This is a genomic window from Streptomyces sp. NRRL B-1347, from assembly GCF_000720325.1.
Lineage (GTDB): Bacteria > Actinomycetota > Actinomycetes > Streptomycetales > Streptomycetaceae > Streptomyces.
Genome location: NZ_JOJM01000014.1, coordinates 56,369 through 80,173, shown reverse-complemented (window position 1 = coordinate 80,173; position 23,805 = coordinate 56,369). Strand labels below are relative to the sequence as shown.

Sequence of the window (23,805 nt, the reverse complement as noted above, 5' to 3'; positions counted from 1 at the left end):
GTCCCCCTTCACCGGGACCCGCCGGAGCGGCGGGCCGTGGGCGGCGAAGGGGGACGGTAGCTGACGTGGTGTCAGATGAACAGGGGTGTACGGCGGTCGGGCCGCGGCCCGTGGCGGCCGCGCGGGCTCACGCCTCGGCGGCGACCGGCTCGGCCGCGGCGGCCGGGGCCTTCGCGTCGCTCTCGGGGAGCGGCCGGCGCGGCAGGACCGCGTACAGCACCGCGGCGACCAGGATCGTGACGAGCCAGCCCAGGCCGTTGCGGCCGATCCAGGACGTGGCGAGCGGGCCGCTGAACCAGTCGACCTTGGTGAACAGCAGGCCGACGACGAGCGCGACTCCCCAGGCGGTCATGGCCTGCCAGGCGAAGCCCGCCTTGTACCAGTAGACGCTGGTGCGTGTGGTGTCCATCAGGCCCTGGCCGTCGTACGCCTTGCGGCGCAGCATGTCGATGCCGAAGACGCCGATCCAGGCGGAGAACGCGACGGCGAGCAGGGTGAGGAAGGAGATGAACGAGCCCATGAAGCTGGTCGCCACGTTCATCAGGAGGTAGCCGAAGATCAGGCTGATGACGGCGTTCACGCTGACCGCCCACGCGCGCGGGACCTTGATGCCGAGGGTCATCGCGGTGAAGCCCGCCGAGTACATCGACATCGAGTTGATCAGGAGCATGCCGATCAGGGCCATGATCAGGTACGGCACGGCGATCCAGGTCGGCAGCAGGTCGCCGAGGAAGGCGACCGGGTCCTGCGCGGAGGACAGGCTCGGCGTGGAGACGGCCATGACGGCGCCCATCAGGACCATCGGCACGACGACGATGGCGGCACCGCCGACGGCGTGGCCGACCAGCGGCTTGTTCGGCGCCGTGCGCGGCAGGTAGCGGGTGAAGTCCGGGCCGGTGGGGACCCAGCTGATGCCGCCCGCGGCGATCGTGCCGATGCCCGCGATCATCATCGCCGTGGAGCCCGCGGGCTTGTCGAAGACCTTGGACCAGTCGGTGTTCTTCAGGAGGTAGACCAGGACCAGGACGCTGAACGCGCCGAAGAGGTACGTCGACCACTGGCTGCACACGTGCAGCACCTTGCGGCCGAGGCCCGAGATGAGGAACGTGGCCGCGACGAAGGCGAGCAGCGTGATGACCTTCAGGGCCGTGTTCGCCTTCACGCCGAAGCAGATGTCGAGCACGGTGAGGATCGCGTACGCGCCCGTGACCGCGTTGATCGTCTCCCAGCCCCAGCGGGCGACCCAGATCAGCGAGCCGGGGAAGAGGTTGCCCCGCTGGCCGAAGACCGCGCGCGAGAGCGTCATGCCCGGCGAGCCGCCGCGCTTGCCGGCGATGGAGACCAGGCCCACCAGGCCGTAGCTCAGGACGGGCGAGACGAGGGCGACGACCAGGACCTGCCAGAAATTCAGCTCGTTCGAGACGATGAGGCCCGCGCCCATGGTGAGCAGCAGCACGCTGATATTGGCGGCGACCCAGGTGGGGAACAGCTCGCGGGTCCTGCCGTGGCGCTCGGAGTCGGGAACCGGCTCCAGACCCCGGGTCTCCAGGGCGCCTTCGTGTTCGGCGGTTTCGGCGGTGGTGCTCATGAGGGGGAGTTCCGTGCCTCTCGCTCGGCCTGCGTCGACGTTGTCGCAGCCGGTGGGGGTTTTCTTCGGATGGGACTCTACGCGCGTTGACGCAGCCTCTTCCATCGTACTTTAGTCCGAGTAATCCCGGCTAGTGGCCTATGTCTATTGGAGGAAGTCACAAGAGGGGTCCGCCGACGGGCCATGACTGATACTGGGTGGGTTATGGAAATCGTCATCCTCGCTGTAGTCATCGCCGTGGTCGTGGTCGGCGCGATCGGCGGGCTCGTCGTCGGCAGCCGCAAGAAGAAGCAGCTGCCGCCGTCCCAGGCCCCGTCGAGCACGCCCACCATCACCGCACCCCCGGCCGAGCCGCACGTCGGCGACGAGGCCGAGACGTCGCGCGACGAGCCGCGCCGCACCATCGAGGAGGTGGACCTGCCGGTCGCCGAGCCGTCGGCGTCCGCCCCCGTCGTGGTCGAGGAGCCCGAGGCTCCCGCGACCCCCGAAGCTCCGCAGATCGAGACCCCGGAGCCCACCGCGGGCCGCCTGGTACGTCTGCGCACCCGTCTGTCCCGCTCGCAGAACGCGCTCGGCAAGGGCCTGCTGACCCTGCTCTCCCGCGAGCACCTCGACGAGGACACCTGGGAGGAGATCGAGGACACCCTCCTCACCGCCGACGTCGGCGTCGCCCCCACCCAGGAACTGGTCGAGCGGCTGCGCGAGCGCGTGAAGGTGCTCGGCACCCGCACCCCGGAGGAGCTGCGCGCCCTGCTGCGCGAAGAGCTCCTGCTGCTCGTCGGCACGGACTTCGACCGCGCCGTGAAGACCGAGTCCGGCCTGGAGACCCCGGGCATCGTGATGGTCGTCGGCGTGAACGGCACCGGCAAGACCACCACCACCGGCAAGCTCGCCCGCGTCCTCGTCGCCGACGGCCGCTCGGTCGTCCTCGGCGCCGCCGACACCTTCCGCGCCGCCGCCGCCGACCAGCTCCAGACGTGGGGCGACCGCGTGGGCGCGCGCACCGTGCGCGGGCCCGAGGGCGGCGACCCGGCCTCCATCGCCTTCGACGCCGTCAAGGAGGGCATCGCCGAGGGCGCCGACGTCGTGCTCATCGACACCGCGGGCCGGCTGCACACCAAGACCGGTCTGATGGACGAGCTCGGCAAGGTCAAGCGCGTGGTCGAGAAGCACGCGCCGCTCGACGAGGTGCTGCTCGTCCTGGACGCCACCACCGGCCAGAACGGCCTGGTGCAGGCCCGGGTCTTCGCCGAGGTCGTCGACATCACCGGCATCGTTCTCACCAAGCTCGACGGCACCGCCAAGGGCGGCATCGTCGTCGCCGTCCAGCGCGAGCTGGGCGTGCCGGTCAAGCTGGTGGGCCTGGGCGAGGGCGCGGACGACCTGGCGCCGTTCGAGCCGGAGGCCTTCGTCGATGCCCTTATCGGCGACTAGGCGCTTCGCGGGAAGTGCGGTGCCGGACCCGCGGGCCGTCCGCGGCCGGTCGCGCCCGCGTGGCGGAGCCACATATCGGCACAGCCCCGCGCCCCTTCGGGGCGCTGCCGCGCCGCGGCGGACTTCACCGCGGCCGCTCAGTCGCGCAGATCAAGGAGAAGGGCCCCACCCCGGGGTGCAGCCGGGGCGGGGCCCTTCCGTATCGGGCGTCCCGCGCGCGGGGAGTGCGCCCCCGCGCGCATGCGGGGCGTTACGCCGGTGAGCGGTGGGCCACGTACGCGAGCGTGCCGAGGACCAGGCGGGCGTGCGGAGGGCTGGTCGCCGAGTCCGGGTCGGGGGCGCGCAGCCAGCGCACCGGGCCGAGGCCCCCGCGGTCGGACGGCGGCGCGGTGATGTGGCTGCCGGGGCCGAGGCCGTGCAGGTCGAGGGCCGCGTCGTCCCAGCCCATGCGGTAGAGCAGCTGGGGGAGTTCGGCGGCGGCGCCGGGGGCGACGAGGAAGTGCGTGCGACCGTCGGGCGTGGCCGCCACCGGGCCGAGCGGAAGGCCCATCCGCTCCAGGCGCACCAGGGCGCGGCGCCCCGCGGTCTCCGCGACCTCGATGACGTCGAACGCGCGGCCGACCGGCAGCATCACGGCCGCCCCGGGGAACTGCCCCCAGGCGTCGGTCACTTCGTCGAGCGTGGCTCCCGCCGGGACCTCCGGGGCGAAGTCGAGCGGGTGCGCGCCCGGGGCCGGGCAGTCGGCGGCGCCGCAGGAGCAGCGGCCGTCCTGGGCGCGCGCGCCGGGCACCACGCCCCAGCCCCACAGGCCCGTGTACTCGGCCACCGCGGTGCAGTCGGACGCCGCGCGGCCGCGCCGCCGCGAGGTGGCGCGCGGCTCCTTGGGCTCCTTCGCGCGGCCGGGCTCCCGGTCGCTCGCCCCCCGGGCCGTTCCGCCCGTGTCCTTCGCCCCCCGGAGTCCCGGATCCTTTGTCCCGCGGTCACCGGAACGGGGCTCTTTGGTCCCCCGGATGCCGCCGATCGTGAAGCCCATGCCCCCTCCAACGGGTCGAGTGCGCCGTGGTTACGTGACGGAATCGGATCGTGACTCTCTGTCTTAAGCTGTCTTGGGAGTCGCCGTGCGTCGCTGTTTGGACGTCTCAAGCCGACTTTCGCTGACTTTCGCCGACTTCCGCCGCCAAGTGCTCACGGCGCTCGGGGGATTCGGGGGTGGTGTGCCCCGCAGCCCACGCCCCCGTGTGCTCCGTTCCGCCGACTCTCGGTTGTTCTGTGTCAAGTGAATCGCGTGCGGCGGGCCGGGAGTTCATTCGAAGGGGTGGCGAATGGTGGCGTTTCCGGGATCGCCCTCGCCGGAGGGGTGATCGTAGGATTACTTTCAGTGCATGGAGTCGGGAGCAGGGCGCGCTCGCGGGTATGCCGGAGGCAAGTCGGCTTCCCGTTCGATGGGTGACATTCTCCGGACGGGCGGCCGCGGCACGCGGCATTCTGTTAGGGCTTGACCGAGGACGGCGTACAAGTGTCTTGAGGGATGGGGGCGTTCCAGTGGGCGGCAGTAGCGGTGGCGGTGCGAACGCCGAGAAGCGCCCGAACGAGATGCTCAGCTCCTGGTTCGTGCGCAGCGGCTGGTCGAAGGGCGAGCTGGCGCGCCAAGTGAACCGCAGAGCGCGGCAGTTGGGTGCGCACCACATCTCCACGGACACCTCGCGCGTCCGGCGCTGGCTCGACGGGGAGAACCCCCGCGAGCCCATCCCGCGCATCCTCTCCGAGCTGTTCTCGGAGCGCTTCGGCTGCGTCGTCGCCGTCGAGGACCTCGGCCTGCGCGCCGCCCACCAGTCACCCTCGGTCTCCGGCGTCGACCTGCCCTGGACGGGTCCGCAAACGGTCGCGCTGATCAGCGAGTTCAGCCGCAGCGACCTGATGCTCGCCCGGCGCGGCTTCCTCGGCACCTCGCTCGCCCTGTCCGCGGGGCCCGCCCTGATCGAGCCCATGCAGCGCTGGCTGGTGCCGGGGCCCTCCACCGCCCAGGTGGTGGCGGAGCCCGAGCCCCAGCAGTACCCCGGCCGACGCCCCGGCCGCCTGTCCGGGCCGGAGATGGACCTCCTGGAGTCCACCACGGTGATGTTCCGCCAGTGGGACGCCCAGTGCGGCGGTGGCCTGCGCCGCAAGGCCGTCGTCGGCCAGCTGCACGAGGTGACCGACCTGCTCCAGGAGCCCCAGCCCGAGTCCACCGCCAAGCGCCTGTTCAAGGTCGCCGGTGAACTGGCCGAGCTGGCGGGCTGGATGAGCTACGACGTGGGGCTCCAGCCCACCGCCCAGAAGTACTTCGTCCTCGCGCTGCACGCCGCCAAGGAAGCGGGCGAGAAGTCCCTCGGCTCGTACATCCTCTCCAGCATGAGCCGCCAGATGATCCACCTCGGCCGCCCCGACGACGCCCTGGAGCTCATCCACCTCGCCCAGTACGGCAGCCGCGACTGCGCGAGCCCGCGCACCCAGGCGATGCTGTATGCGATGGAGGCCCGCGCCTACGCCGGCATGGGCCAGCCGGGCCGCTGCAAACGGGCGGTGCGCATGGCCGAGGACACCTTCACCGACGCGGACGACTGGGACGATCCCGAGCCGGACTGGATCCGCTTCTTCTCCGAGGCCGAGCTCAACGGCGAGAACGCCCACTCCTTCCGCGACCTCGCCTATGTGGCGGGCCGCAGCCCGACCTACGCCTCCCTCTCCGAGCCCGTCATGGAGCGCGCCGTCGAGCTCTTCGGCAAGGACCCCGAGCACCAGCGGTCGTACGCGCTGAACCTGATCGGCATGGCCACCGTCCACCTGCTCCAGAAGGAGCCCGAGCAGAGCGTGCTGCTCGCCAGGGACGCCCTGGACATCGCCAAGAAGGTGCGCTCCGAGCGGGTCAACACCCGGCTGCGCAAGACCGTCGACAACGCGGTGCGGGACTTCGGCGACGTCCCGGAGGTCGTCCACTTCACCGAGCAGCTCGCCCAGGAGATGCCGGAAACCGCGGAGGCCGTCTGACGGCCCCAGAGCCCGCCGACGCCTCCAGGGCCTGAGACCCCCCTCCAGGGGCCCGGGCCCGACGCCCCAGGACTCCGGCCGCGGCAGCCCATCCCGAACAGTCCGACTCGGCTCCCTCACGCCAGGTCATCCGGATGGCGCCGCGGCCGGGCTGCTTCCGCGCCTAAACCGGCGCCGCTCTCGCGGACCGGGGTGCTCGCCGTGGGGGTTGCCCAATTGATGGCTGAGGTTTTGGGAGGGTACGTTCCGTCCTCCGGTTCTGGCGTGCAGTTCATTCACGCGTAACACGCCCGACCTCTTCGTCACTACCGTGAAACATCGAGCGGCACTGGCCGAAACCGCGCTGCGCCAACCTCGTGCCGCATAACCGGCCCACCGTCCTCGCACCGCAGAGGCCGCAGCCCGCACGGGCCGATCCGACGACGAGGAGACTGCGATGCCCCCAGGCATCACGCTTGCCGCAGACGCCCCGGAGCTGTCTGCCGCCAACACCGGGTTCATGCTCATCTGCTCCGCCCTGGTGATGCTCATGACGCCGGGTCTCGCCTTCTTCTACGGAGGCATGGTCCGCGTCAAGAGCACCCTGAACATGCTGATGATGAGCTTCATCAGCCTGGGGATCGTCACCGTCCTGTGGGTGCTGTACGGCTTCTCCCTCGCCTTCGGCACCGACCACGGCAGCCTCATCGCCTGGGACTCCGACTACGTCGGCCTCAGCGGCATCGGCCTCACCCAGCTGTGGGACGGCTACACCGTCCCCGTCTACGTCTTCGCGGTCTTCCAGCTCATGTTCGCGATCATCACGCCCGCGCTGATCAGCGGCGCCCTCGCTGACCGGGTGAAGTTCACCGCCTGGGCCCTGTTCGTCACGCTGTGGGCCACGATCGTGTACTTCCCCGTCGCCCACTGGGTCTGGGGCACCGGCGGCTGGGCCTTCGAACTCGGCGTGATCGACTTCGCGGGCGGCACCGCCGTCCACATCAACGCGGGCGCCGCCGCACTCGGCGTGATCCTCGTCATCGGCAAGCGCGTCGGCTTCAAGAAGGACCCCATGCGGCCGCACAGCCTGCCGCTCGTCATGCTCGGCGCGGGCCTGCTGTGGTTCGGCTGGTTCGGCTTCAACGCCGGGTCCTGGCTCGGCAACGACGACGGCGTCGGCGCGCTGATGTTCCTCAACACCCAGGTCGCCACGGCCGCCGCCATGCTCTCCTGGCTCGTCTACGAGAAGCTGCGGCACGGCGCGTTCACCACGCTCGGCGCCGCCTCCGGCGCCGTCGCGGGCCTCGTCGCCATCACCCCGTCCGGCGGCTCCTGCTCCCCGCTCGGCGCCATCGCCATCGGCGCCGTCGCGGGACTGCTCTGCGCCATGGCCGTCGGCCTGAAGTTCAAGTTCGGCTACGACGACTCCCTCGACGTCGTCGGCGTCCACCTCGTCGGCGGCATCGCGGGCTCCCTCCTCGTCGGCCTCTTCGCCACCGGCGGCGGCCAGTCCACGGCGAAGGGCCTCTTCTACGGCGGTAACCTCGACCAGCTCGGCAAGCAGGCCGCGGGCGTCGGCGCCGTCCTCGCGTACTCCTTCCTCGCCTCCGCCGTGCTCGCCTTCCTCATCGACAAGACGATCGGCATGCGCGTCAGCGAGGACGAGGAGGTCGGCGGCATCGACCAGGTCCAGCACGCCGAGACGGCCTACGACTTCAGCGGCGCGGGCGGCGGCACGGCCCCGCGCACCACGGCCGCCGCGCCGGGCCCGGTACCGCAGTCCGCCGCCTCCTCCGCGGCGGAGCCGAAGAACAAGAAGGTGGACGCATGAAGCTCATCACCGCGGTCGTCAAGCCGCACCGGCTCGACGAGATCAAGGAAGCCCTCCAGGCCTTCGGCGTCCAGGGCCTGACCGTCACCGAGGCCAGCGGCTACGGCCGCCAGCGCGGACACACCGAGGTCTACCGCGGCGCCGAGTACACCGTCGACCTCGTACCCAAGATCCGCATCGAGGTCCTCGTCGAGGACGACGACGCCGAGCAGCTCGTCGACGTCATCGTGAAGGCCGCCCGCACCGGCAAGATCGGCGACGGCAAGGTGTGGACGCTGCCCGTCGAGACCGCCGTCCGCGTCCGGACCGGGGAACGCGGCCCCGACGCGCTGTAACCCCCCGGGCGCCGCGTCACGGGCGCCCGCACGACGTGCCGTAACCGCCCTGGAGACCGTGGAGAACAGGAGCCGCCGGGTGACGAGTGTGGACGTACGAACCGAAGCCGAAGACTCCGGACCCAGCGGCTACGCGGCGGCCCGGCTGCGCCTCCTGCACCAGGAGGCGCGGTCCGGGCCGCCGCGCCGTTCCGCCCTCGCCGAGCTCACCGACGGCTGGCTGGGCGGCCTGTTCGCCGCGGGCGCCGCCGACCTCGGGGCGCCGCGCGGAGCCGCCCTCGTCGCCGTCGGCGGCTACGGCCGCGGCGAACTGTCCCCGCGCAGCGACCTCGACCTGCTGCTCCTGCACGACGGCAGCGCGGAACCCGGCGCCCTCGCGGCCCTCGCCGACCGCATCTGGTACCCGGTGTGGGACCTCGGCCTCTCCCTCGACCACTCCGTACGCACCCCCGCCGAGGCCCGCAGGACGGCCGCCGACGACCTCAAGGTCCAGCTCGGCCTCCTCGACGCCCGGCACGTCACGGGCGACCTCGGCCTCACCACCGCCCTGCGCGCCACCGTCCTCGCCGACTGGCGCAACCAGGCGCCCAAACGACTCCCCGAGCTGCGCGAGCTGTGCGCCGAACGGGCCGAACGGCAGGGTGAGTTGAGCCACCTCCTCGAACCCGACCTGAAAGAGGCCCGCGGCGGCCTCAGGGACGCCACCGCCCTGCGCGCCGTCGCCGCGTCCTGGCTCGCCGACGCGCCCCGCGAAGGCCTCGCCGAGGCGCGCCGCGCCCTGCTCGACGTACGCGACGCACTGCACCTGACCACCGGCCGCGCCACCGACCGGCTCGCCCTCCAGGAACAGGACCAGGTCGCCGCCGAACTGGGCCTCCTGGACGCCGACACGCTGCTCCGGCAGGTCTACGAGGCCGCCCGCACCGTCGCCTACGCCGGTGACGTCACCTGGCGCGAGGTCTCCCGCGTCCTGCGGGCCCGCAGCGGCAGGCCACGCCTTCGCGGCCTCCTCGGCGGCGCCAGGACCACCGCCGCCGAGCGCTCGCCGCTCGCCGAAGGCGTGGTGGAGCAGGACGGCGAGGTCGTCCTCGCCCGGGCCGCGCGCCCCGAGCGGGACCCCGTCCTGCCGCTGCGCGCCGCCGCGGCCGCCGCCCAGGCGGGCCTGCCGCTGTCCCTGCACGCCGTGCGCCACCTGGCCGCCACGGCCAAACCGCTGCCGACGCCCTGGCCCGCGGAGGCCCGCGAACAGCTCGTCACCCTGCTCGGCGCAGGCCGGCCCACCGTTCAAGTGTGGGAGGCCCTGGAGGCGGAAGGCCTGATCACCCGGCTCCTGCCCGACTGGGAGCGGGTGCGGTGCAGGCCGCAGCGCAACGCCGTGCACACCTGGACCGTGGACCGCCACCTCGTCGAGACGGCCGTGCGGGCCGCCGCCCTCACCCGCCGCGTCGAGCGGCCCGACCTGCTCCTCATGGCCGGGCTCCTGCACGACATCGGCAAGGGCTGGCCCGGCGACCACTCCGTCGCCGGGGAGATCATCGCCCGTGACGTGGCGACCCGGGTCGGCTTCGACGGCACAGACGCCGCCGTGCTCGCCTGCCTCGTACGCCACCACCTGCTCCTCGTCGAGACCGCGACCCGGCGCGACCTCGACGACCCCGCCACCGTGAAGACCGTGGCCGAGGCCGTCGGGAGCCAGGGCACCCTGGAGCTGCTGCACGCGCTCACCGAGGCCGACGCCCTGGCCACCGGGCCCGCCGCCTGGTCCGCCTGGCGCGACTCCCTCGTCACGGACCTGGTCCGCCGCGTCGGCGCGGTCCTCGCGGGGAACGAGCCGGTCGAGCACCCGGAGCCGCCCGCCTCCGCCGAGCAGGAGCGGCTCGCCCTGGAGGCGTTCCGCACCGGCGGGCCCGTCCTGTCGCTGCGCACCCGGACGGAGCCGGTCCCCGACGAGCCCGCCGAAGGCCTCGGTGTCGAGCTGCTCATCGCCGTGCCGGAGCGGCCGGGGATCCTCGCGGCCGCCGCCGGGGTGCTCGCCACCCACCGCCTGACCGTCCGCACGGCCGAGCTGCGCGTCCTCGAACTGCCGTCGGAGGTCGGAGGTTCGGTGCTGCTGCTCGACTGGCGGGTGGCCGCCGAGTACGGCTCGCTGCCGCAGGCCGCCCGGCTCCGCTCCGACCTCGTACGGGCCCTCGACGGCTCCCTGGACATCGCGGCGCGCCTCGCGGAACGGGACGCGGCCTACCCCAGGCGGCGCGGGGTGCTCGCCCCGCCGCCGCGCGTCACCGTCGCGTCGGCGGGCTCACGGCGTGCCACGGTCATCGAGGTCAGGGCCCAGGACGCCCCCGGCCTGCTGCACCGGATCGGCCTCGCCCTGGAGGCGGCCGGGGTGCGGGTGCGCAGCGCACACGTGTCGACCCTGGGGGCGAACGCCGTGGACGCGTTCTACGTCACCGGGGCCGACGGCGGGCCGCTGGCGGGGGAGCGGGCGGCCGAGGTGGCACGCGGTGTCGAGGGGGCGCTGCGGGGCTGACGCGGTCCGTACGCCGCCCCGGAACCGGCTCCGCGCCGTCGGCTGACGGCAGGCAGGGACACTCGGCTTGCCGGGCCAGATACCCTGGGGTGCAACGCTTACCATCGCCGACCCTGAGGACCGACTCCGCCGTGTTCGATACTCTCTCCGATCGCCTTTCAGCGACCTTCAAGTCTCTCCGGAGCAAAGGACGTCTGAGCGAGGCGGACATCGACGCCACGGCGCGCGAGATCCGTATCGCCCTGCTGGAAGCCGACGTGGCGCTGCCCGTCGTCCGCGCCTTCATCAAGCAGGTGAAGGAGCGCGCGGTCGGGGTCGAGGTCTCCCAGGCCCTGAATCCCGCCCAGCAGGTCATCAAGATCGTCAACGAGGAACTGGTCGCGATCCTCGGCGGCGAGACCCGCCGCCTGCGCTTCGCCAAGCAGCCGCCGACGGTCATCATGCTCGCCGGTCTCCAGGGTGCCGGTAAGACCACGCTCGCCGGAAAGCTCGGCCACTGGCTGAAGTCGCAGGGCCACTCGCCGCTGCTCGTGGCCTGTGACCTCCAGCGCCCGAACGCCGTGAACCAGCTGAGCGTCGTCGCCGAGCGCGCAGGCGTCGGCGTCTACGCCCCGCAGCCGGGCAACGGCGTGGGCGACCCGGTGCAGGTCGCCAAGGACTCCATCGAGTACGCGAAGACCAAGGTGCACGACGTCGTCATCGTCGACACCGCCGGCCGCCTCGGCATCGACCAGGAGCTGATGCAGCAGGCCGCGGACATCCGCGACGCGGTCAGCCCGGACGAGGTCCTGTTCGTCGTCGACGCCATGATCGGTCAGGACGCGGTCAACACGGCCGAGGCCTTCCGCGACGGCGTCGGCTTCGACGGCGTGGTGCTCTCCAAGCTCGACGGCGACGCCCGCGGTGGTGCGGCCCTGTCGATCGCGCACGTCACCGGCCGTCAGATCATGTTCGCGTCGAACGGCGAGAAGCTGGACGACTTCGACGCGTTCCACCCGGACCGGATGGCGTCCCGCATCCTCGGCATGGGCGACATGCTCACGCTGATCGAGAAGGCCGAGCAGACCTTCTCGCAGCAAGAGGCCGAGAAGATGGCCTCCAAGCTGGCCTCCAAGAAGGGCCAGGACTTCACGCTCGACGACTTCCTGGCGCAGATGGAGCAGGTCAGGAAGATGGGCAGCATCAGCAAGCTGCTCGGCATGCTGCCCGGCATGGGGCAGATCAAGGACCAGATCAACAACCTGGACGAGCGGGACGTCGACCGCACGGCCGCGATCATCAAGTCGATGACGCCGGGCGAGCGCCAGGACCCGACGGTCATCAACGGCTCGCGTCGCGCCCGCATCGCCAAGGGCTCCGGCGTCGAGGTCAGCGCCGTGAAGAACCTGGTCGAGCGGTTCTTCGAGGCCCGCAAGATGATGTCCCGCATGGCTCAGGGCGGCGGCATGCCGGGGATGCCCGGGATGCCGGGCATGGGCGGCGGCCCCGGTCGGCAGAAGAAGAAGCAGAAGCAGGCCAAGGGCAAGCAGCGCTCGGGCAACCCGATGAAGCGCAAGCAGCAGGAGGACGAGGCCGCCGCGCGGCGCGCCGCGGCCGAGGACGCCGCCGCGGGCGGTGCGTTCGGTCTGCCGGCCGGGCAGGGCGGCAAGGACTTCGAGCTGCCGGACGAGTTCAAGAAGTTCATGGGCTGAGCCTGACTCTTTGTGTACGTGCGCTGGGGCGCTCCTCCGTAGGGAGGGGCGCCCCAGGCGCGTTCAGGCGCGTTCAGGTGTGCTCAGGTGCGTTCCGGCGTGTTCGGCGGGGGATTCACGGGTGATCGCGCGAGTGCCGCACAGGTTTTTGTGACGTAACGTCCGGATATGAGCAACCCCGTGCCGCCGCGCGACAAGCCCGATCAGCCGTGGCGCTCCGAAGGCGCGCCCGAGCCCGAGCCGGGGCCGCCGCCGAAGCGGAAGATGCCCGGTGGCTGGATGGGGCTCATCCTCACCGCCCTGATCGTGTACCTGATCGCCAACATCGTCCTGTCCTTCTTCAACGAGGGCGACGAGCCGACCATCTCGTACACCGAATTCAGCAAGCAGGTCGACGACGGCAACGTGTCGAAGATCTACTCCAAGGGCGACGCGATCCAGGGGCAGCTGAAGAAGGAGCAGAAGGACCCGGACGGCGACGGGAACTACACGAAGTTCAAGACCCAGCGGCCCGCGTTCGCGGACGACAAGCTGTGGCAGGACCTGACCAAGAACAAGGTCACGGTCACGGCCGAGCCGGTGGTGCAGGAGCGCAGCTTCCTGTCCAACCTGCTGATCTCGCTGGCGCCGATGCTGCTCCTGGTGGTGCTGTGGATCTTCATCGCGCGGCGGATGGCGTCCGGCATGGGCGGTGCGGGCGGGATGCTCGGGCGCAAGCAGCCGCCGAAGCCGGTGGAGCTGGAGCCGGGCAAGAAGCGGACCACGTTCGAGGACGTCGCGGGCATCGACGAGGTCGAGGGCGAGCTGAACGACGTCGTCGACTTCCTGCGCAACCCCGAGGAGTACCGGAAGATGGGCGCCCGGATGCCCGGCGGCGTGCTGCTCGCCGGGCCGCCTGGCACGGGCAAGACGCTGCTCGCGCGGGCGGTCGCGGGCGAGGCGGGGGTGCCGTTCTTCTCGGCGTCGGCCTCCGAGTTCATCGAGATGATCGTGGGCGTCGGCGCCTCGCGCGTACGGGAGCTGTTCGCGGAGGCCCGCAAGGTCGCGCCCGCGATCATCTTCATCGACGAGATCGACACCATCGGCCGGGCGCGCGGCGGCGGCAGCGGCATGGGCGGTCACGACGAGCGCGAGCAGACGCTCAACCAGATCCTCACCGAGATGGACGGCTTCTCCGGCTCGGAGGGCGTCATCGTCATCGCGGCCACGAACCGCGCCGACATCCTCGACCCGGCCCTGACCCGTCCCGGCCGCTTCGACCGGATCGTGAACGTCTCGCCGCCCGACCGGGGCGGCCGCGAGGCCATCCTCAAGATCCATACGCGGGCGATCCCGATGGCGGCCGACGTCGACCTGGCCCAGGTGGCGCGCACTACGCCGGGGATGACCGGCGCGGACCTGGCGAACCTCGCCAACGAGGCGGCCCTCCTCGCGGTGAAGCGCAAGCAGTCCGCCGTCACCCAGGCCGACCTCTCCGAGGCCCTGGAGAAGGTCCAGCTGGGTGCCGAGCGGCCGCTGGTCATGCCGGACGAGGAGCGGCGCCGCACGGCGTACCACGAGAGCGGCCACGCCCTCCTCGGCATGCTCCAGCCGGGCGCCGACCCCGTCCGCAAGATCACCATCGTGCCGCGCGGCCGCGCCCTCGGCGTCACGCTCTCCACTCCGGACTCCGACAAGTACGCGTACACGGAGGAGTACCTGCGCGGCCGCATCATCGGCGCGCTCGGCGGCATGGCGGCCGAACACGTCGTCTACGGGGTCATCACCACGGGCGCCGAGAGCGACCTGGAGCAGGTCACCAACATCGCGCGCGGGATGGTCGCCCGCTGGGGCATGAGCGAGCGCGTCGGCCGTCTGTCGGCCCTCCCGAACGACGCGCAGCAGGCGTACGGCCTCGCGGCCGCCCCGGAGACCCTCGACACCATCGACGGCGAGATGCGCCGCATCGTGGACGAGTGCTACGAGAGTGCCTGTCGTCAACTACGTGACCACCGTGGCCAGTTGGACGATCTGGCCGCCGCCCTGCTGGAGAACGAGACCCTGGAGGAGGCGGACGCCTACCGGGTGGCCGGGATCACCCGGCTCACGAAGGACGGCTGAGGCCACGGGGGCGGTCATCGGCGTACGAGTACTACGAAGAGGGCGGTAGCGGCAGTCGTGGTCTACGGGGAGGGCCGTTAGGGCGTTCGGGCGATGAGGTAGCGGAACACGTTCGGCATCCATATCGTGCCGTCGCGGCGCTGGTGCGGATGCAGGGCCTCGGTCAGCTCCTTGTCGACCTGTGCCTGGTCCGTCTCGCCGACCGCCGCGTCGAACAGGCCCGTGGACAGGAGCCCGCGGACGGCGCTGTCCGTGTCCGCGTAGCCGAAGGGGCAGGCCACGCGGCCCGAGCCGTCGGGCCTGAGCCCCGCGCGCTGCGCGACGTCCTCCAGGTCGTCCCGGCAGGCCGGGCGCCAGCCGCCGGAGCCGCGCAGCGGGTCGGCGAGCTTCGTCGCCACCCGGAGCACCGACGAGGTCGCGCAGCGCTCCGGCGGGCCCCAGCCCACCAGGACCACCGGCGCGCCGCGCTCGGCGAGCGGCGCCGCGACGTCGAGCAGGGCCGAAAGCCCTTCGGCGTCGCCCGCCGTGCCCCCGATCGGCTGGAACGCGGTCACCAGGGTGTACGCGGGCGCGTCCGGCGCGGCGGCTTCGGGGGAGCCCTCCAGGAGCCGTGTGCCGGCGTGCGCGGTGAAGCGGCCGTCGGGCGTGAGCCGTTCGCGGGCCAGCGCGAGCCGTTCGGGCGCCGCCGGCTCGACGCCGGTCACCGCCGCGCCGCGCGATGCGGCCATCAGCAGCGCGAGCCCGGAACCGCAGCCCAGGTCGAGCAGGCGGGTGCCGGTGCCCACTTCGAGCCGCCGGTACACCGCGTCCACCAGGGGGACCAGCATCCTCTCCTGGATCTCCGCCCAGTCACGCGCGCGTGCGCACCGGTCCACACGTGGGGGTGCACCCGCGCGCGGGAGGTGAGGGTGCACGAGCGTAGGTGTCATCGAAAGCGCCCCAATCCGCCGAGAGTTGTCCAGCTGATTCCTTACGATGCGTCCGCCCCCATGACGTGCGTTCGCTCTCCCCCGTATGCCAGGGAACTCCGCTTCCGTCGTGGCGTCCAGGGGTTGTCAGGCAATGCTTGCGTGCCCCCGTCGTGCGCCCCGGCGGAGCGATATTTCCGGACCCTTCAGACGGCTCGGACGTACCATGCGCGCCATGGCAAAGGCACCCGTACTCACGCCCCGTGCTGACGACTTCCCCCGCTGGTACCAGGACCTGATCAGCAAGGCCGAACTCGCCGACAACGGCCCGGTGCGCGGCACCATGGTCATCCGTCCGTACGGCTACGGCCTGTGGGAGCGGATGCAGCAGGACATGGACGCGCGCATCAAGCGCACCGGCGCGCAGAACGCGTACTTCCCGCTGTTCATCCCGCAGTCGTACCTGACGCGGGAGGCGGAGCACGTCGAGGGCTTCGCGCCGGAGCTCGCCGTCGTCACGCACGGCGGCGGCAAGGAGCTGGAGGAGCCGGTCGTGGTCCGGCCCACTTCGGAGACCATCGTCAACGAGTACTTCTCCAAGTGGGTGCAGAGCTACCGCGACCTGCCCCTGCTGATCAACCAGTGGGCCAACGTGGTCCGCTGGGAGCTGCGCCCCCGGCTTTTCCTGCGCACCTCGGAGTTCTTGTGGCAGGAGGGGCACACCGCCCACGCGACGTACGAGGACGCGCGGGACTTCGCCGCCCGCATCCACCGGGACGTCTACGGTGCCTTCATGCGGGACTTCCTCGCGATGGACTTCGTGCTCGGCCGCAAGACCGCCAAGGAGCGCTTCGCGGGGGCCGTCAACACCCTCACGCTGGAAGGGATGATGGGCGACGGCAAGGCCCTCCAGCTCGGCACCAGCCACGAACTCGGCCAGAACTTCGCGCGCGCCTTCCACACCCAGTACCTCTCCAAGGACGGCACGCAGGAACTGGTCTGGCAGACCTCCTGGGGCTCCACGACGCGTCTGGTCGGCGCCCTGGTGATGATGCACGGCGACGACGACGGCCTGTGCGTGCCGCCGCGCCTCGCGCCCGTGCAGGCCGTCGTGCTCGCCGTGAAGGACGACGAGGCCGTCCTCGCCAAGGTCCGCGAGGTCGGCGAGCGGCTGACGGCGGCGGGCGTGCGCGTCCAGGTGGACGACCGTACGGACACGCCCTTCGGGCGGCGCGCGGTCGACTGGGAGCTCAAGGGCGTGCCGGTGCGCGTGGAGATCGGCCCGCGCGACGTGGCGGCCGGCACCGCGATGCTGGTGCGCCGCATCGCGGGCGGCAAGCAGCCCGTGGCCCTCGACGCCCTCGCCGCGCTGCTGCCCGACGTCCTGGAGGAGGACCAGGAGTTGCTCCTGACCCGGGCCCGGGAGCGCCGCGAGTCCCGTACCAGTGATGTCACCGGCGTGGACGAGGCCGTGGAGGCGGCCTCCGCGGGCGGTTGGGCGCGCCTGCCGTGGGCCGCGCTCGGCCCCGACGGCGAGGCCCGGCTCGCCGAGCACGGCGTGACCGTACGGTGTCTGGTCGCGGAGGACGGGTCGGTGCCGGACGCCGATGAGACACCCGGTAACGTCGCCCTCGTGGCGCGCGCTTATTGAGACTTGGGGTTCCGGTCGGGCTGCCTTCCGCAGGCCCTCGACGGCTTCCCCTGGGCGACGCTTTGCGCCCTGCGCAACAGGAGCCCCGGCGTGCGGAGTTGACCCGAGCGCCGGGGCGTACGCGCCGCTACGTACCGGCTTGATGCGAGCTGCGAGGCTTCTCCGCAGATCAGCGCACCCGCCCTCGTCCGGACGCATCAACGGCAACTGACGGGTAAGTGCAAAATATTTGAGATGCCCCGGAATGGAACCCGGAGGCACCTCGGCTCGTTGTCACGACGTGAGCACGACACCACCTGTTCTCGCCGCAGAGCTGGCACAGGCGTGGGCCGATATTCAGCGGCACCACCCTGAGCTGCCGGACCTAGCCGCGCCCGAATCCCTGATCGGAGAGTCGTCGTCCGCCTGTGGCGCCGAGCTCTCCTTCGAGCGACTGCTGCATGAAGCAGTCCACGGCATCGCCGCAGCCCGCGGTGTGCGCGACACTTCACGCGCGGGCCGCTACCACAACCGCAGATTCCTCGCGATCGCCGAGGAGCTGGGCCTCGACCATCCCGAGGAGCCGCATCCGAGCAGCGGCTTCTCCCTGGTCACGCTCAACCCCGAGGCCAAGAAGCGCTACCGCCCGACGATGGACCGGCTCCAGCGCGCCCTCAAGGCGCACACGGTCGCGACCGCGGCGGACACCTCACGCACCTTCCGCGGCCCGGCCGCCCGGCACGGCTCCTCGGGAGGCGGCGTCCGCGTGAAGGCCGTCTGCGACTGCGGGCGCAACGTCCGCGTCGTCCCGTCGGTGCTCGCCCAGGCCCCCATCATGTGCGGCGGCTGCGGCAAGCCCTTCCGCATCCCGGAAGTGGTGGGCGTGGGCGCGGGGTGACCCCCGCGCAGGGGGCGGTCCCTTTCCCCAGGGTGGTGGTGCTGCCCCCTGGGGTGTCCCTCGTGTGCGGGCGGGGGCACTGTGGTCGAGCGGGGGACCCCCTCCCGAGCCGGTGCGGGCACGCTCCCGGGCCGATGGGGGGGGGCACGGTCGGCTGAGAGCACCCGCGCCGGGGTGTGGCACAATGGCTAGCTGTACTCGACAGTCGCACAGGACCCCTCTCTCCTCCGGCTGACGCGTCCATCGGGCCACTCGGGTACCGCAACCCCACGCGGCATCTCGTTGTGCCCACCCACGTCAATCCAGGAGAACCCACTCCCGTGGCAGTCAAGATCAAGCTGAAGCGTCTGGGCAAGATCCGTTCGCCTCACTACCGCATCGTCGTCGCCGACTCCCGTACCCGCCGTGACGGCCGGGCCATCGAGGAGATCGGTCTGTACCACCCGGTGCAGAACCCCTCGCGCATCGAGGTCAACGCCGAGCGCGTGGCGTACTGGCTCTCCGTCGGCGCCCAGCCGACCGAGCCCGTTCTCGCCATCCTGAAGAAGACCGGCGACTGGCAGAAGTTCAAGGGCGAGCCCGCCCCGGCGCCGCTGCTGCAGCCCGAGGTCAAGGCCGCGCGCCCGTCCTTCGAGGCCGTCAGCGCCGAGGACGAGCCCAAGGGTGAGGCCATCACCCAGAAGGCGAAGAAGGCCGACAAGAAGGCGGACGAGGCCAAGGCCGAGTCCGCCGAGTCGACCGAGGCCTGAGCATGCTCGAGGAGGCTCTCGAGCACCTCGTGAAGGGCATCGTCGACAACCCCGACGACGTGCAGGTCGCCTCGCGCAACCTGCGCCGGGGGCGCGTCCTGGAAGTCCGGGTCCACCCGGACGACCTGGGCAAGGTGATCGGTCGCAACGGCCGCACCGCACGCGCTCTGCGCACCGTCGTGGGTGCCATCGGCGGCCGTGGTGTCCGCGTCGACCTCGTCGACGTGGACCAGGTTCGCTGAACCGTACGTAGCACCGGCTCGGGCCGGGGAGGGCCTCAGGGCCGTCCCCGGCCCGAGCTAGTTTCGGGCCCAGGCCCCCATCGCAGGTAGGGACAGGAGAGACACCAGTGCAGCTCGTAGTCGCGCGGATCGGCCGCGCCCACGGCATCAAGGGCGAGGTCACCGTCGAGGTGCGCACCGACGAGCCGGAGCTGCGGCTCGGCCCCGGCGCCGTGCTCGCCACCGACCCCGCCGCCAGGGGACCGCTGACCATCGAGACCGGCCGGGTGCACAGCGGCCGGCTGCTGCTGCGCTTCGCGGGCGTCAGCGACCGCACCGGCGCCGAGGCCCTGCGCAACACCGTGCTCATCGCCGAGGTCGACCCGAGCGAGCTGCCCGAGGACGAGGACGAGTTCTACGACCACCAGCTGATGGACCTCGACGTCGTCACCAAGGACGGCACCGAGGTCGGCCGGATCACGGAGATCTCGCACCTGCCCTCGCAGGACCTCTTCATCGTCGAGCGGCCGGACGGCAGCGAGGTGATGATCCCCTTCGTCGAGAGCATCGTCACCGAGATCGACCTGGAGGAGCAGCGGGCCGTCATCGACCCGCCGCCGGGGCTCATCGACGACCGCGCCGAGATCGCCTCCAGCAGGGACGCCGAGAGCGCCCCTGAGGACGCTTCTGAGGGCGCCTCCGAGAGCCACGGCTCCGAGACCGCGCGGGACGACGCCCGGAGCGAGGGCGACGCCTGATGCGCCTCGACGTCGTCACGATCTTCCCCGAGTACCTGGAACCCCTGAACGTCTCGCTCGTCGGCAAGGCCCGCGCGCGCGGCAGCCTCGACGTGCACGTGCACGACCTCAGGGAGTGGACGTACGACCGGCACAACACGGTCGACGACACCCCCTACGGCGGCGGCCCCGGCATGGTCATGAAGACCGAGCCCTGGGGCGAAGCCCTCGACCAGGCCCTCGCCGACGGCTACGAGGCGGGCCGTTCGGCGCCCGCCCTGGTCGTCCCGACGCCCAGCGGGCGCCCCTTCACCCAGGAGCTCGCCGTCGAGCTGTCCGAGCGCCCCTGGCTGGTCTTCACGCCCGCGCGCTACGAGGGCATCGACCGCCGCGTCATCGACGAGTACGCGACCCGGATGCCCGTCTACGAGGTCTCCATCGGCGACTACGTCCTCGCGGGCGGCGAGGCCGCCGTCCTGGTCGTCACCGAGGCCGTGGCCCGGCTCCTGCCGGGCGTGCTCGGCAACGCCGAGTCCCACCGCGACGACTCCTTCGCCCCGGGCGCCATGGCCAACCTCCTGGAGGGCCCCGTCTACACCAAGCCGCCCGAGTGGCGCGGCCGCGGCATCCCGGACGTCCTGCTCAGCGGCCATCACGGCAAGATCGCGCGCTGGCGCAGGGACGAGGCGCTGCGCCGCACCACCGCCAACCGGCCCGACCTGATCGAGCGCTGCGAGGCGTCGGCCTTCGACAAGAAGGACCGCGAAATGCTCTCCATACTGGGCTGGGAGCCCGAGCCCGGCGCCCGATTTTGGCGCAAGGCCCAGGACGTGGAAGAATAGGCCGCTGCTGTGCGTCCAGCGTGCGCCCCTGCCACAGGGGGACACGACGTCCGCCCGACGCGTCCAGCGGCCTCCGTGCCGCGAGTTCCCCGGAACACCCGCTCGTACGGAAGCACCCCGAATCTCATCACGACATTCCGCCGATGACCTGTGGCATTGGCGAGGAAGCAGACGATCATGTCTCACCTGCTCGACTCCGTCGACTCCGCGTCGCTGCGCAGCGACATCCCGGCCTTCCGCCCGGGTGACACCGTCAACGTCCACGTCCGCGTCATCGAGGGCAACCGCTCCCGTGTGCAGCAGTTCAAGGGCGTAGTCATCCGTCGCCAGGGCGCCGGTGTCCGCGAGACCTTCACGGTCCGCAAGGTCTCGTTCTCCGTCGGCGTCGAGCGCACCTTCCCGGTGCACACCCCGATCGTCGAGAAGATCGAGCTCGTCACCCGCGGTGACGTGCGTCGCGCCAAGCTGTACTACCTGCGCGACCTGCGCGGCAAGGCCGCGAAGATCAAGGAGAAGCGCGAGAGCTGAGCTCTGGCGCGGGTCCACAGCGGGGCCGGATAACATCTGGCCCCGATGGACACCGAAGCACAGCACGCGGAGCGCGACCGCTCCTCCCCATCCCCCGAGTCCACCCCCGCGAGCGCGGGCGAACCGGACGCGGAGGGTACGGAGGAGCGGTCGCGCTCCGTTTTCGCGTCCTTCGTGGCCTGGCTTCCCGGGGGCCGCCTCACCCTGGGCGCGCTCTTCAGCGTGGCCGTCCTGCTGCTCGTCACCACCTTCGTGGTGCAGCCCTACGAGATCCCGAGCGGCTCCATGGAGCCCACGTTCCGGGTCGGGGACCGGATACTCGTCAACAAGCTGGCGTACCGTTTCGGATCCGGGCCGCAGCGCGGTGACGCGGTCGTCTTCGACGGCAGCGGCTACTTCGGAGACGCCGACTACGTGAAGCGGGTCGCGGGCGTCGGCGGTGACCGGGTGGTCTGCTGCGACAAGCGGGGGAGGATCAAGGTGAACGGCCAGCCGGTCGACGAGCCCTACCTCTTCCCGGGGGACAAGCCCTCCAAGGTGCCCTTCGACGTTGTCGTACCGGACGGCAGGATCTTCGTCCTCGGCGACCACCGCAGCGACTCCAGCGACTCCCGCGACCACCTCGGGTCCCCGGGCGGCGGCATGATCCCCGTGGACGACGTCATCGGCAGGGCCGACTGGATCGCCTGGCCGCTCGGCCGCTGGACCTCGCTGAAGCGCCCCGACGTCTACGCGCGCGTGCCCGCCCCCGGCGGCACCCATGGGTAGCCGCGGCCGGGCGAAGGCCGCCCCCCAGGGGGCCGACACCGGACTGCCCACCGGCACGCGTCCGACGAGCGGCCCCGCACTGCCCGGCCGGGCCGACCGGCGCAAACTCGCCAAGAAGGTCAAGCGCCGCAGGCGCCGCTCCGCGATCAAGGAGATACCTCTCCTCATAGGCGTGGCCCTGCTCATAGCGCTGGTCCTGAAGACCTTCCTGGTGCAGGCCTTCGTGATCCCCTCGGGCTCCATGGAGCAGACGATCCGCATCGGGGACCGCGTCCTGGTGGACAAGCTCACCCCCTGGTTCGGCAACAAGCCCGAGCGCGGCGACGTCATCGTCTTCAAGGACCCCGGCAACTGGCTGGAGGAGGAGCGGGGCAAGAAGGAGGACGACCCCGTGGTGGTCAAGCAGATCAAACAGGGCCTGACCTTCATCGGCCTCCTCCCGTCCGACGACGAGCGCGACCTGATCAAGCGCGTCGTGGGCGTCGGCGGCGACACCGTGAAGTGCTGTGACAAGAACGACAAGGTCACCGTCAACGACGAACCGCTCGACGAGCCGTATCTGCACCCGGGCAACAAGCCGTCGGCCTTCGCATTCGAAGTGAAGGTCCCCAAGGGGCGTCTGTTCGTCATGGGCGACCACCGCGCGGACTCGGCCGACTCCCGCTTCCACCGCAACGAGAAGTTCAGCGGCACCGTCTCGGAGGACGAGGTCGTCGGCCGTGCGCTCGTCATCGCCTGGCCGCTCGGACACTGGCGCAAACTGGAGGAACCCGATGCGTACGCGTCCGTGCCCGACGCGCCCGACGGGTCGGACACGGCCACAGGTGCGTCGCATAGGGTGGCCCCCGGCGATCGCGATGGAATGACCGGCCTCCCGACCCCTGCGGAACTCCCGCTCGTTATGGGAGTGGTGGGCCTGCGTCGCGTACGGGGCAGGCAGCGGCACGGACTGAGGAGTGGATGTGGGGGATGTGGCGGTCGGCGCACGATCCGGACACGATGGGCCCGAAGAGCGGCCGAGGCACTCCGGGGAGCCCGCGCCCGCGTCGCCGGCGGGCGGCGTGAACGCCGCCCCTGACACCCCGGCCCCGGGGAACGCCGGAGCACCGGGCGAGCCCGGCACGCCGGGCCAGGCGCCCGGAGCCGCGCCCGGGACGCCGGACCAGCAGCCCGGCGGGGCGGGCGCCGAGCCGCCGAAGCCGCCCGAGCCGACGAAGGGCAAGAAGCACAAGTCCTTCTGGAAGGAGCTGCCGCTCCTCATCGGCATCGCGCTGGTCCTGGCCCTGATCATCAAGACCTTCCTGGTCCAGGCCTTCTCGATCCCCTCGGACTCGATGCAGAACACGCTCCAGCAGGGCGACCGGGTCCTGGTCGACAAGCTGACGCCGTGGTTCGGCTCCGAGCCCGAGCGCGGCGAGGTCGTCGTCTTCAAGGACCCCGGCCACTGGCTGGACGGCGAGCCCACGCCCGACCCGAACGCCGTGCAGCGGGTCCTCGGCTGGATCGGCCTGATGCCGTCCGCCGACGAGAAGGACCTCATCAAGCGCGTCATCGGCGTCGGCGGCGACACCGTGGAGTGCAAGGGCACCGGCCCCGTGAAGGTCAACGGCAAGGCGTTGAACGAGCCGTACGTCTACCCCGGCAACACCCCCTGCACCGACGACGACCAGGGCGGCCAGTTCAAGATCACGGTGCCCAAGGGCAAAATCTGGGTCATGGGCGACCACCGGCAGAACTCGCTGGACTCCCGCTACCACCAGAACCAGCCCGGCGGCGGCTCCGTCCCCGTGGACAACGTCGTGGGCCGCGCCTTCGTGATCGCCTGGCCTCCCACCCGCTGGGGGACGCTGCCGGTCCCGGACACCTTCGACCAGCCCGGCCTCAGCCAGGCGATGAGCGCGGCACCCGCGGCGCTCGGCCTCGCGGGCGCCGTGCCGCTCGTGCTGTGGCGCCGCCGCCGCGCGGCCAACGCCGCCTGATCCCCGGCCGCACCAGGGTTTCTGGCGGCG

At 71.6% G+C, this 23,805-nt stretch carries 20 protein-coding genes; 17 read left to right on the top strand and 3 right to left on the bottom strand.

Translation table 11 applies throughout. The features are described from left to right. Nucleotides 1-127: 127 nt before the first annotated feature. Nucleotides 128-1,588, bottom strand: coding sequence for a purine-cytosine permease family protein (locus IG74_RS0115120; RefSeq protein ID WP_030675981.1), 1,461 nt, complete (start codon nt 1,586-1,588; stop codon nt 128-130). Nucleotides 1,589-1,792: 204 nt separating this feature from the next. On the opposite strand from IG74_RS0115120, the gene ftsY reads away from it, so the two are divergent. Continuing rightward, the gene (ftsY, locus tag IG74_RS0115115; protein WP_030675977.1) at nt 1,793-3,022 is read left to right on the top strand and encodes a signal recognition particle-docking protein FtsY; all 1,230 of its coding nucleotides are present in this window, start codon (nt 1,793-1,795) and stop codon (nt 3,020-3,022) included. A 250-nt stretch (nt 3,023-3,272) separates the two neighbouring features. On the opposite strand, the gene IG74_RS0115110 is transcribed toward ftsY, so the two are convergent. Further along, a complete protein-coding gene (locus IG74_RS0115110; protein ID WP_037825436.1) occupies nt 3,273-4,055 on the bottom strand; it encodes a bifunctional DNA primase/polymerase in 783 nt (260 codons plus the stop codon). 560 nt (nt 4,056-4,615) lie between these two features. On the opposite strand from IG74_RS0115110, the gene IG74_RS0115105 reads away from it, so the two are divergent. The 6 genes from IG74_RS0115105 (at nt 4,616) to ftsH (ending at nt 14,515) form a co-directional block, all read left to right on the top strand. After that, nucleotides 4,616-6,049, top strand: coding sequence for a hypothetical protein (locus IG74_RS0115105; protein ID WP_420709899.1), 1,434 nt, complete (start codon nt 4,616-4,618; stop codon nt 6,047-6,049). A gap of 436 nt (nt 6,050-6,485) precedes the next feature. After that, nucleotides 6,486-7,859 (top strand): ammonium transporter, encoded by a 1,374-nt coding sequence (locus IG74_RS0115100; protein ID WP_030675968.1) that lies wholly within the window; start codon nt 6,486-6,488, stop codon nt 7,857-7,859. Next, nucleotides 7,856-8,194, top strand: coding sequence for a P-II family nitrogen regulator (locus tag IG74_RS0115095; RefSeq protein ID WP_030675964.1), 339 nt, complete (start codon nt 7,856-7,858; stop codon nt 8,192-8,194). The genes IG74_RS0115100 and IG74_RS0115095 overlap by 4 nt, the downstream gene beginning before the upstream one ends. 79 nt (nt 8,195-8,273) lie before the next feature. Next, nucleotides 8,274-10,724: a [protein-PII] uridylyltransferase gene (locus IG74_RS0115090; protein ID WP_030675961.1), complete on the top strand. Its 2,451-nt coding sequence runs from the start codon at nt 8,274-8,276 to the stop codon at nt 10,722-10,724. Between the two features lie 131 nt (nt 10,725-10,855). Continuing rightward, nucleotides 10,856-12,415, top strand: coding sequence for a signal recognition particle protein (gene ffh, locus IG74_RS0115085; protein WP_030675960.1), 1,560 nt, complete (start codon nt 10,856-10,858; stop codon nt 12,413-12,415). A gap of 168 nt (nt 12,416-12,583) precedes the next feature. Then, nucleotides 12,584-14,515 (top strand): ATP-dependent zinc metalloprotease FtsH, encoded by a 1,932-nt coding sequence (ftsH, locus tag IG74_RS0115080; RefSeq protein WP_030675956.1) that lies wholly within the window; start codon nt 12,584-12,586, stop codon nt 14,513-14,515. A gap of 77 nt (nt 14,516-14,592) precedes the next feature. On the opposite strand, the gene IG74_RS0115075 is transcribed toward ftsH, so the two are convergent. Continuing rightward, nucleotides 14,593-15,444 carry a class I SAM-dependent methyltransferase gene (locus tag IG74_RS0115075; protein ID WP_078868790.1) on the bottom strand — a complete coding sequence of 284 codons (852 nt, stop codon included), beginning with the start codon at nt 15,442-15,444 and terminating at the stop codon, nt 14,593-14,595. A gap of 214 nt (nt 15,445-15,658) precedes the next feature. Here IG74_RS0115075 and proS point away from each other — a divergent pair, with 214 nt between their 5' ends. From proS to lepB (IG74_RS0115025), 10 genes are all read left to right on the top strand, one after another. Beyond that, entirely contained in the window at nt 15,659-17,074 is a 1,416-nt protein-coding gene (proS, locus tag IG74_RS0115070) for a proline--tRNA ligase (RefSeq protein WP_030675950.1), read from the top strand. A 280-nt stretch (nt 17,075-17,354) separates the two neighbouring features. Then, nucleotides 17,355-17,951, top strand: coding sequence for a hypothetical protein (locus IG74_RS0115065; protein ID WP_030675946.1), 597 nt, complete (start codon nt 17,355-17,357; stop codon nt 17,949-17,951). A gap of 320 nt (nt 17,952-18,271) precedes the next feature. Continuing rightward, nucleotides 18,272-18,700, top strand: a complete 429-nt coding sequence (gene rpsP / locus IG74_RS0115060) for a 30S ribosomal protein S16 (RefSeq protein WP_030675944.1) — start codon at nt 18,272-18,274, stop codon at nt 18,698-18,700. Nucleotides 18,701-18,702: 2 nt separating this feature from the next. After that, the gene (locus tag IG74_RS0115055; protein WP_014176063.1) at nt 18,703-18,942 is read left to right on the top strand and encodes an RNA-binding protein; all 240 of its coding nucleotides are present in this window, start codon (nt 18,703-18,705) and stop codon (nt 18,940-18,942) included. A gap of 107 nt (nt 18,943-19,049) precedes the next feature. Continuing rightward, nucleotides 19,050-19,679 (top strand): ribosome maturation factor RimM, encoded by a 630-nt coding sequence (gene rimM, locus IG74_RS0115050; protein ID WP_030675931.1) that lies wholly within the window; start codon nt 19,050-19,052, stop codon nt 19,677-19,679. Next, on the top strand, nt 19,679-20,500 hold the full coding sequence (gene trmD, locus IG74_RS0115045) for a tRNA (guanosine(37)-N1)-methyltransferase TrmD (protein ID WP_030675926.1): 822 nt from the start codon (nt 19,679-19,681) through the stop codon (nt 20,498-20,500). The genes rimM and trmD overlap by 1 nt, the downstream gene beginning before the upstream one ends. Before the next feature lie 177 nt (nt 20,501-20,677). Beyond that, nucleotides 20,678-21,028: a 50S ribosomal protein L19 gene (gene rplS / locus IG74_RS0115040; protein ID WP_030675924.1), complete on the top strand. Its 351-nt coding sequence runs from the start codon at nt 20,678-20,680 to the stop codon at nt 21,026-21,028. 45 nt (nt 21,029-21,073) lie between these two features. Next, on the top strand, nt 21,074-21,796 hold the full coding sequence (gene lepB / locus IG74_RS0115035; RefSeq protein ID WP_030675921.1) for a signal peptidase I: 723 nt from the start codon (nt 21,074-21,076) through the stop codon (nt 21,794-21,796). Continuing rightward, the gene (gene lepB / locus IG74_RS0115030) at nt 21,789-22,874 is read left to right on the top strand and encodes a signal peptidase I (RefSeq protein WP_030675918.1); all 1,086 of its coding nucleotides are present in this window, start codon (nt 21,789-21,791) and stop codon (nt 22,872-22,874) included. Before lepB (IG74_RS0115035) ends, lepB (IG74_RS0115030) begins: the two co-directional genes overlap by 8 nt. Continuing rightward, nucleotides 22,759-23,775 carry a signal peptidase I gene (lepB, locus tag IG74_RS0115025; protein WP_158857627.1) on the top strand — a complete coding sequence of 339 codons (1,017 nt, stop codon included), beginning with the start codon at nt 22,759-22,761 and terminating at the stop codon, nt 23,773-23,775. Before lepB (IG74_RS0115030) ends, lepB (IG74_RS0115025) begins: the two co-directional genes overlap by 116 nt. Nucleotides 23,776-23,805: the final 30 nt, after the last annotated feature.

Excerpts from the sequence above, each read along its gene's own strand:
- IG74_RS0115120 (WP_030675981.1), bottom strand. The coding sequence starts at position 1,588 with ATGAGCACCACCGCCGAAACCGCCGAACACGAAGGCGCCCTGGAGACC.
- ftsY (WP_030675977.1), top strand. The coding sequence starts at position 1,793 with ATGGAAATCGTCATCCTCGCTGTAGTCATCGCCGTGGTCGTGGTCGGC.
- IG74_RS0115110 (WP_037825436.1), bottom strand. The coding sequence starts at position 4,055 with ATGGGCTTCACGATCGGCGGCATCCGGGGGACCAAAGAGCCCCGTTCC.
- IG74_RS0115105 (WP_420709899.1), top strand. The coding sequence starts at position 4,616 with ATGCTCAGCTCCTGGTTCGTGCGCAGCGGCTGGTCGAAGGGCGAGCTG.
- IG74_RS0115100 (WP_030675968.1), top strand. The coding sequence starts at position 6,486 with ATGCCCCCAGGCATCACGCTTGCCGCAGACGCCCCGGAGCTGTCTGCC.
- IG74_RS0115095 (WP_030675964.1), top strand. The coding sequence starts at position 7,856 with ATGAAGCTCATCACCGCGGTCGTCAAGCCGCACCGGCTCGACGAGATC.
- ftsH (WP_030675956.1), top strand. The coding sequence starts at position 12,584 with ATGAGCAACCCCGTGCCGCCGCGCGACAAGCCCGATCAGCCGTGGCGC.
- IG74_RS0115075 (WP_078868790.1), bottom strand. The coding sequence starts at position 15,444 with ATGACACCTACGCTCGTGCACCCTCACCTCCCGCGCGCGGGTGCACCC.
- proS (WP_030675950.1), top strand. The coding sequence starts at position 15,659 with ATGGCAAAGGCACCCGTACTCACGCCCCGTGCTGACGACTTCCCCCGC.
- IG74_RS0115055 (WP_014176063.1), top strand. The coding sequence starts at position 18,703 with ATGCTCGAGGAGGCTCTCGAGCACCTCGTGAAGGGCATCGTCGACAAC.
- trmD (WP_030675926.1), top strand. The coding sequence starts at position 19,679 with ATGCGCCTCGACGTCGTCACGATCTTCCCCGAGTACCTGGAACCCCTG.
- rplS (WP_030675924.1), top strand. The coding sequence starts at position 20,678 with ATGTCTCACCTGCTCGACTCCGTCGACTCCGCGTCGCTGCGCAGCGAC.
- lepB (WP_030675921.1), top strand. The coding sequence starts at position 21,074 with ATGGACACCGAAGCACAGCACGCGGAGCGCGACCGCTCCTCCCCATCC.
- lepB (WP_030675918.1), top strand. The coding sequence starts at position 21,789 with ATGGGTAGCCGCGGCCGGGCGAAGGCCGCCCCCCAGGGGGCCGACACC.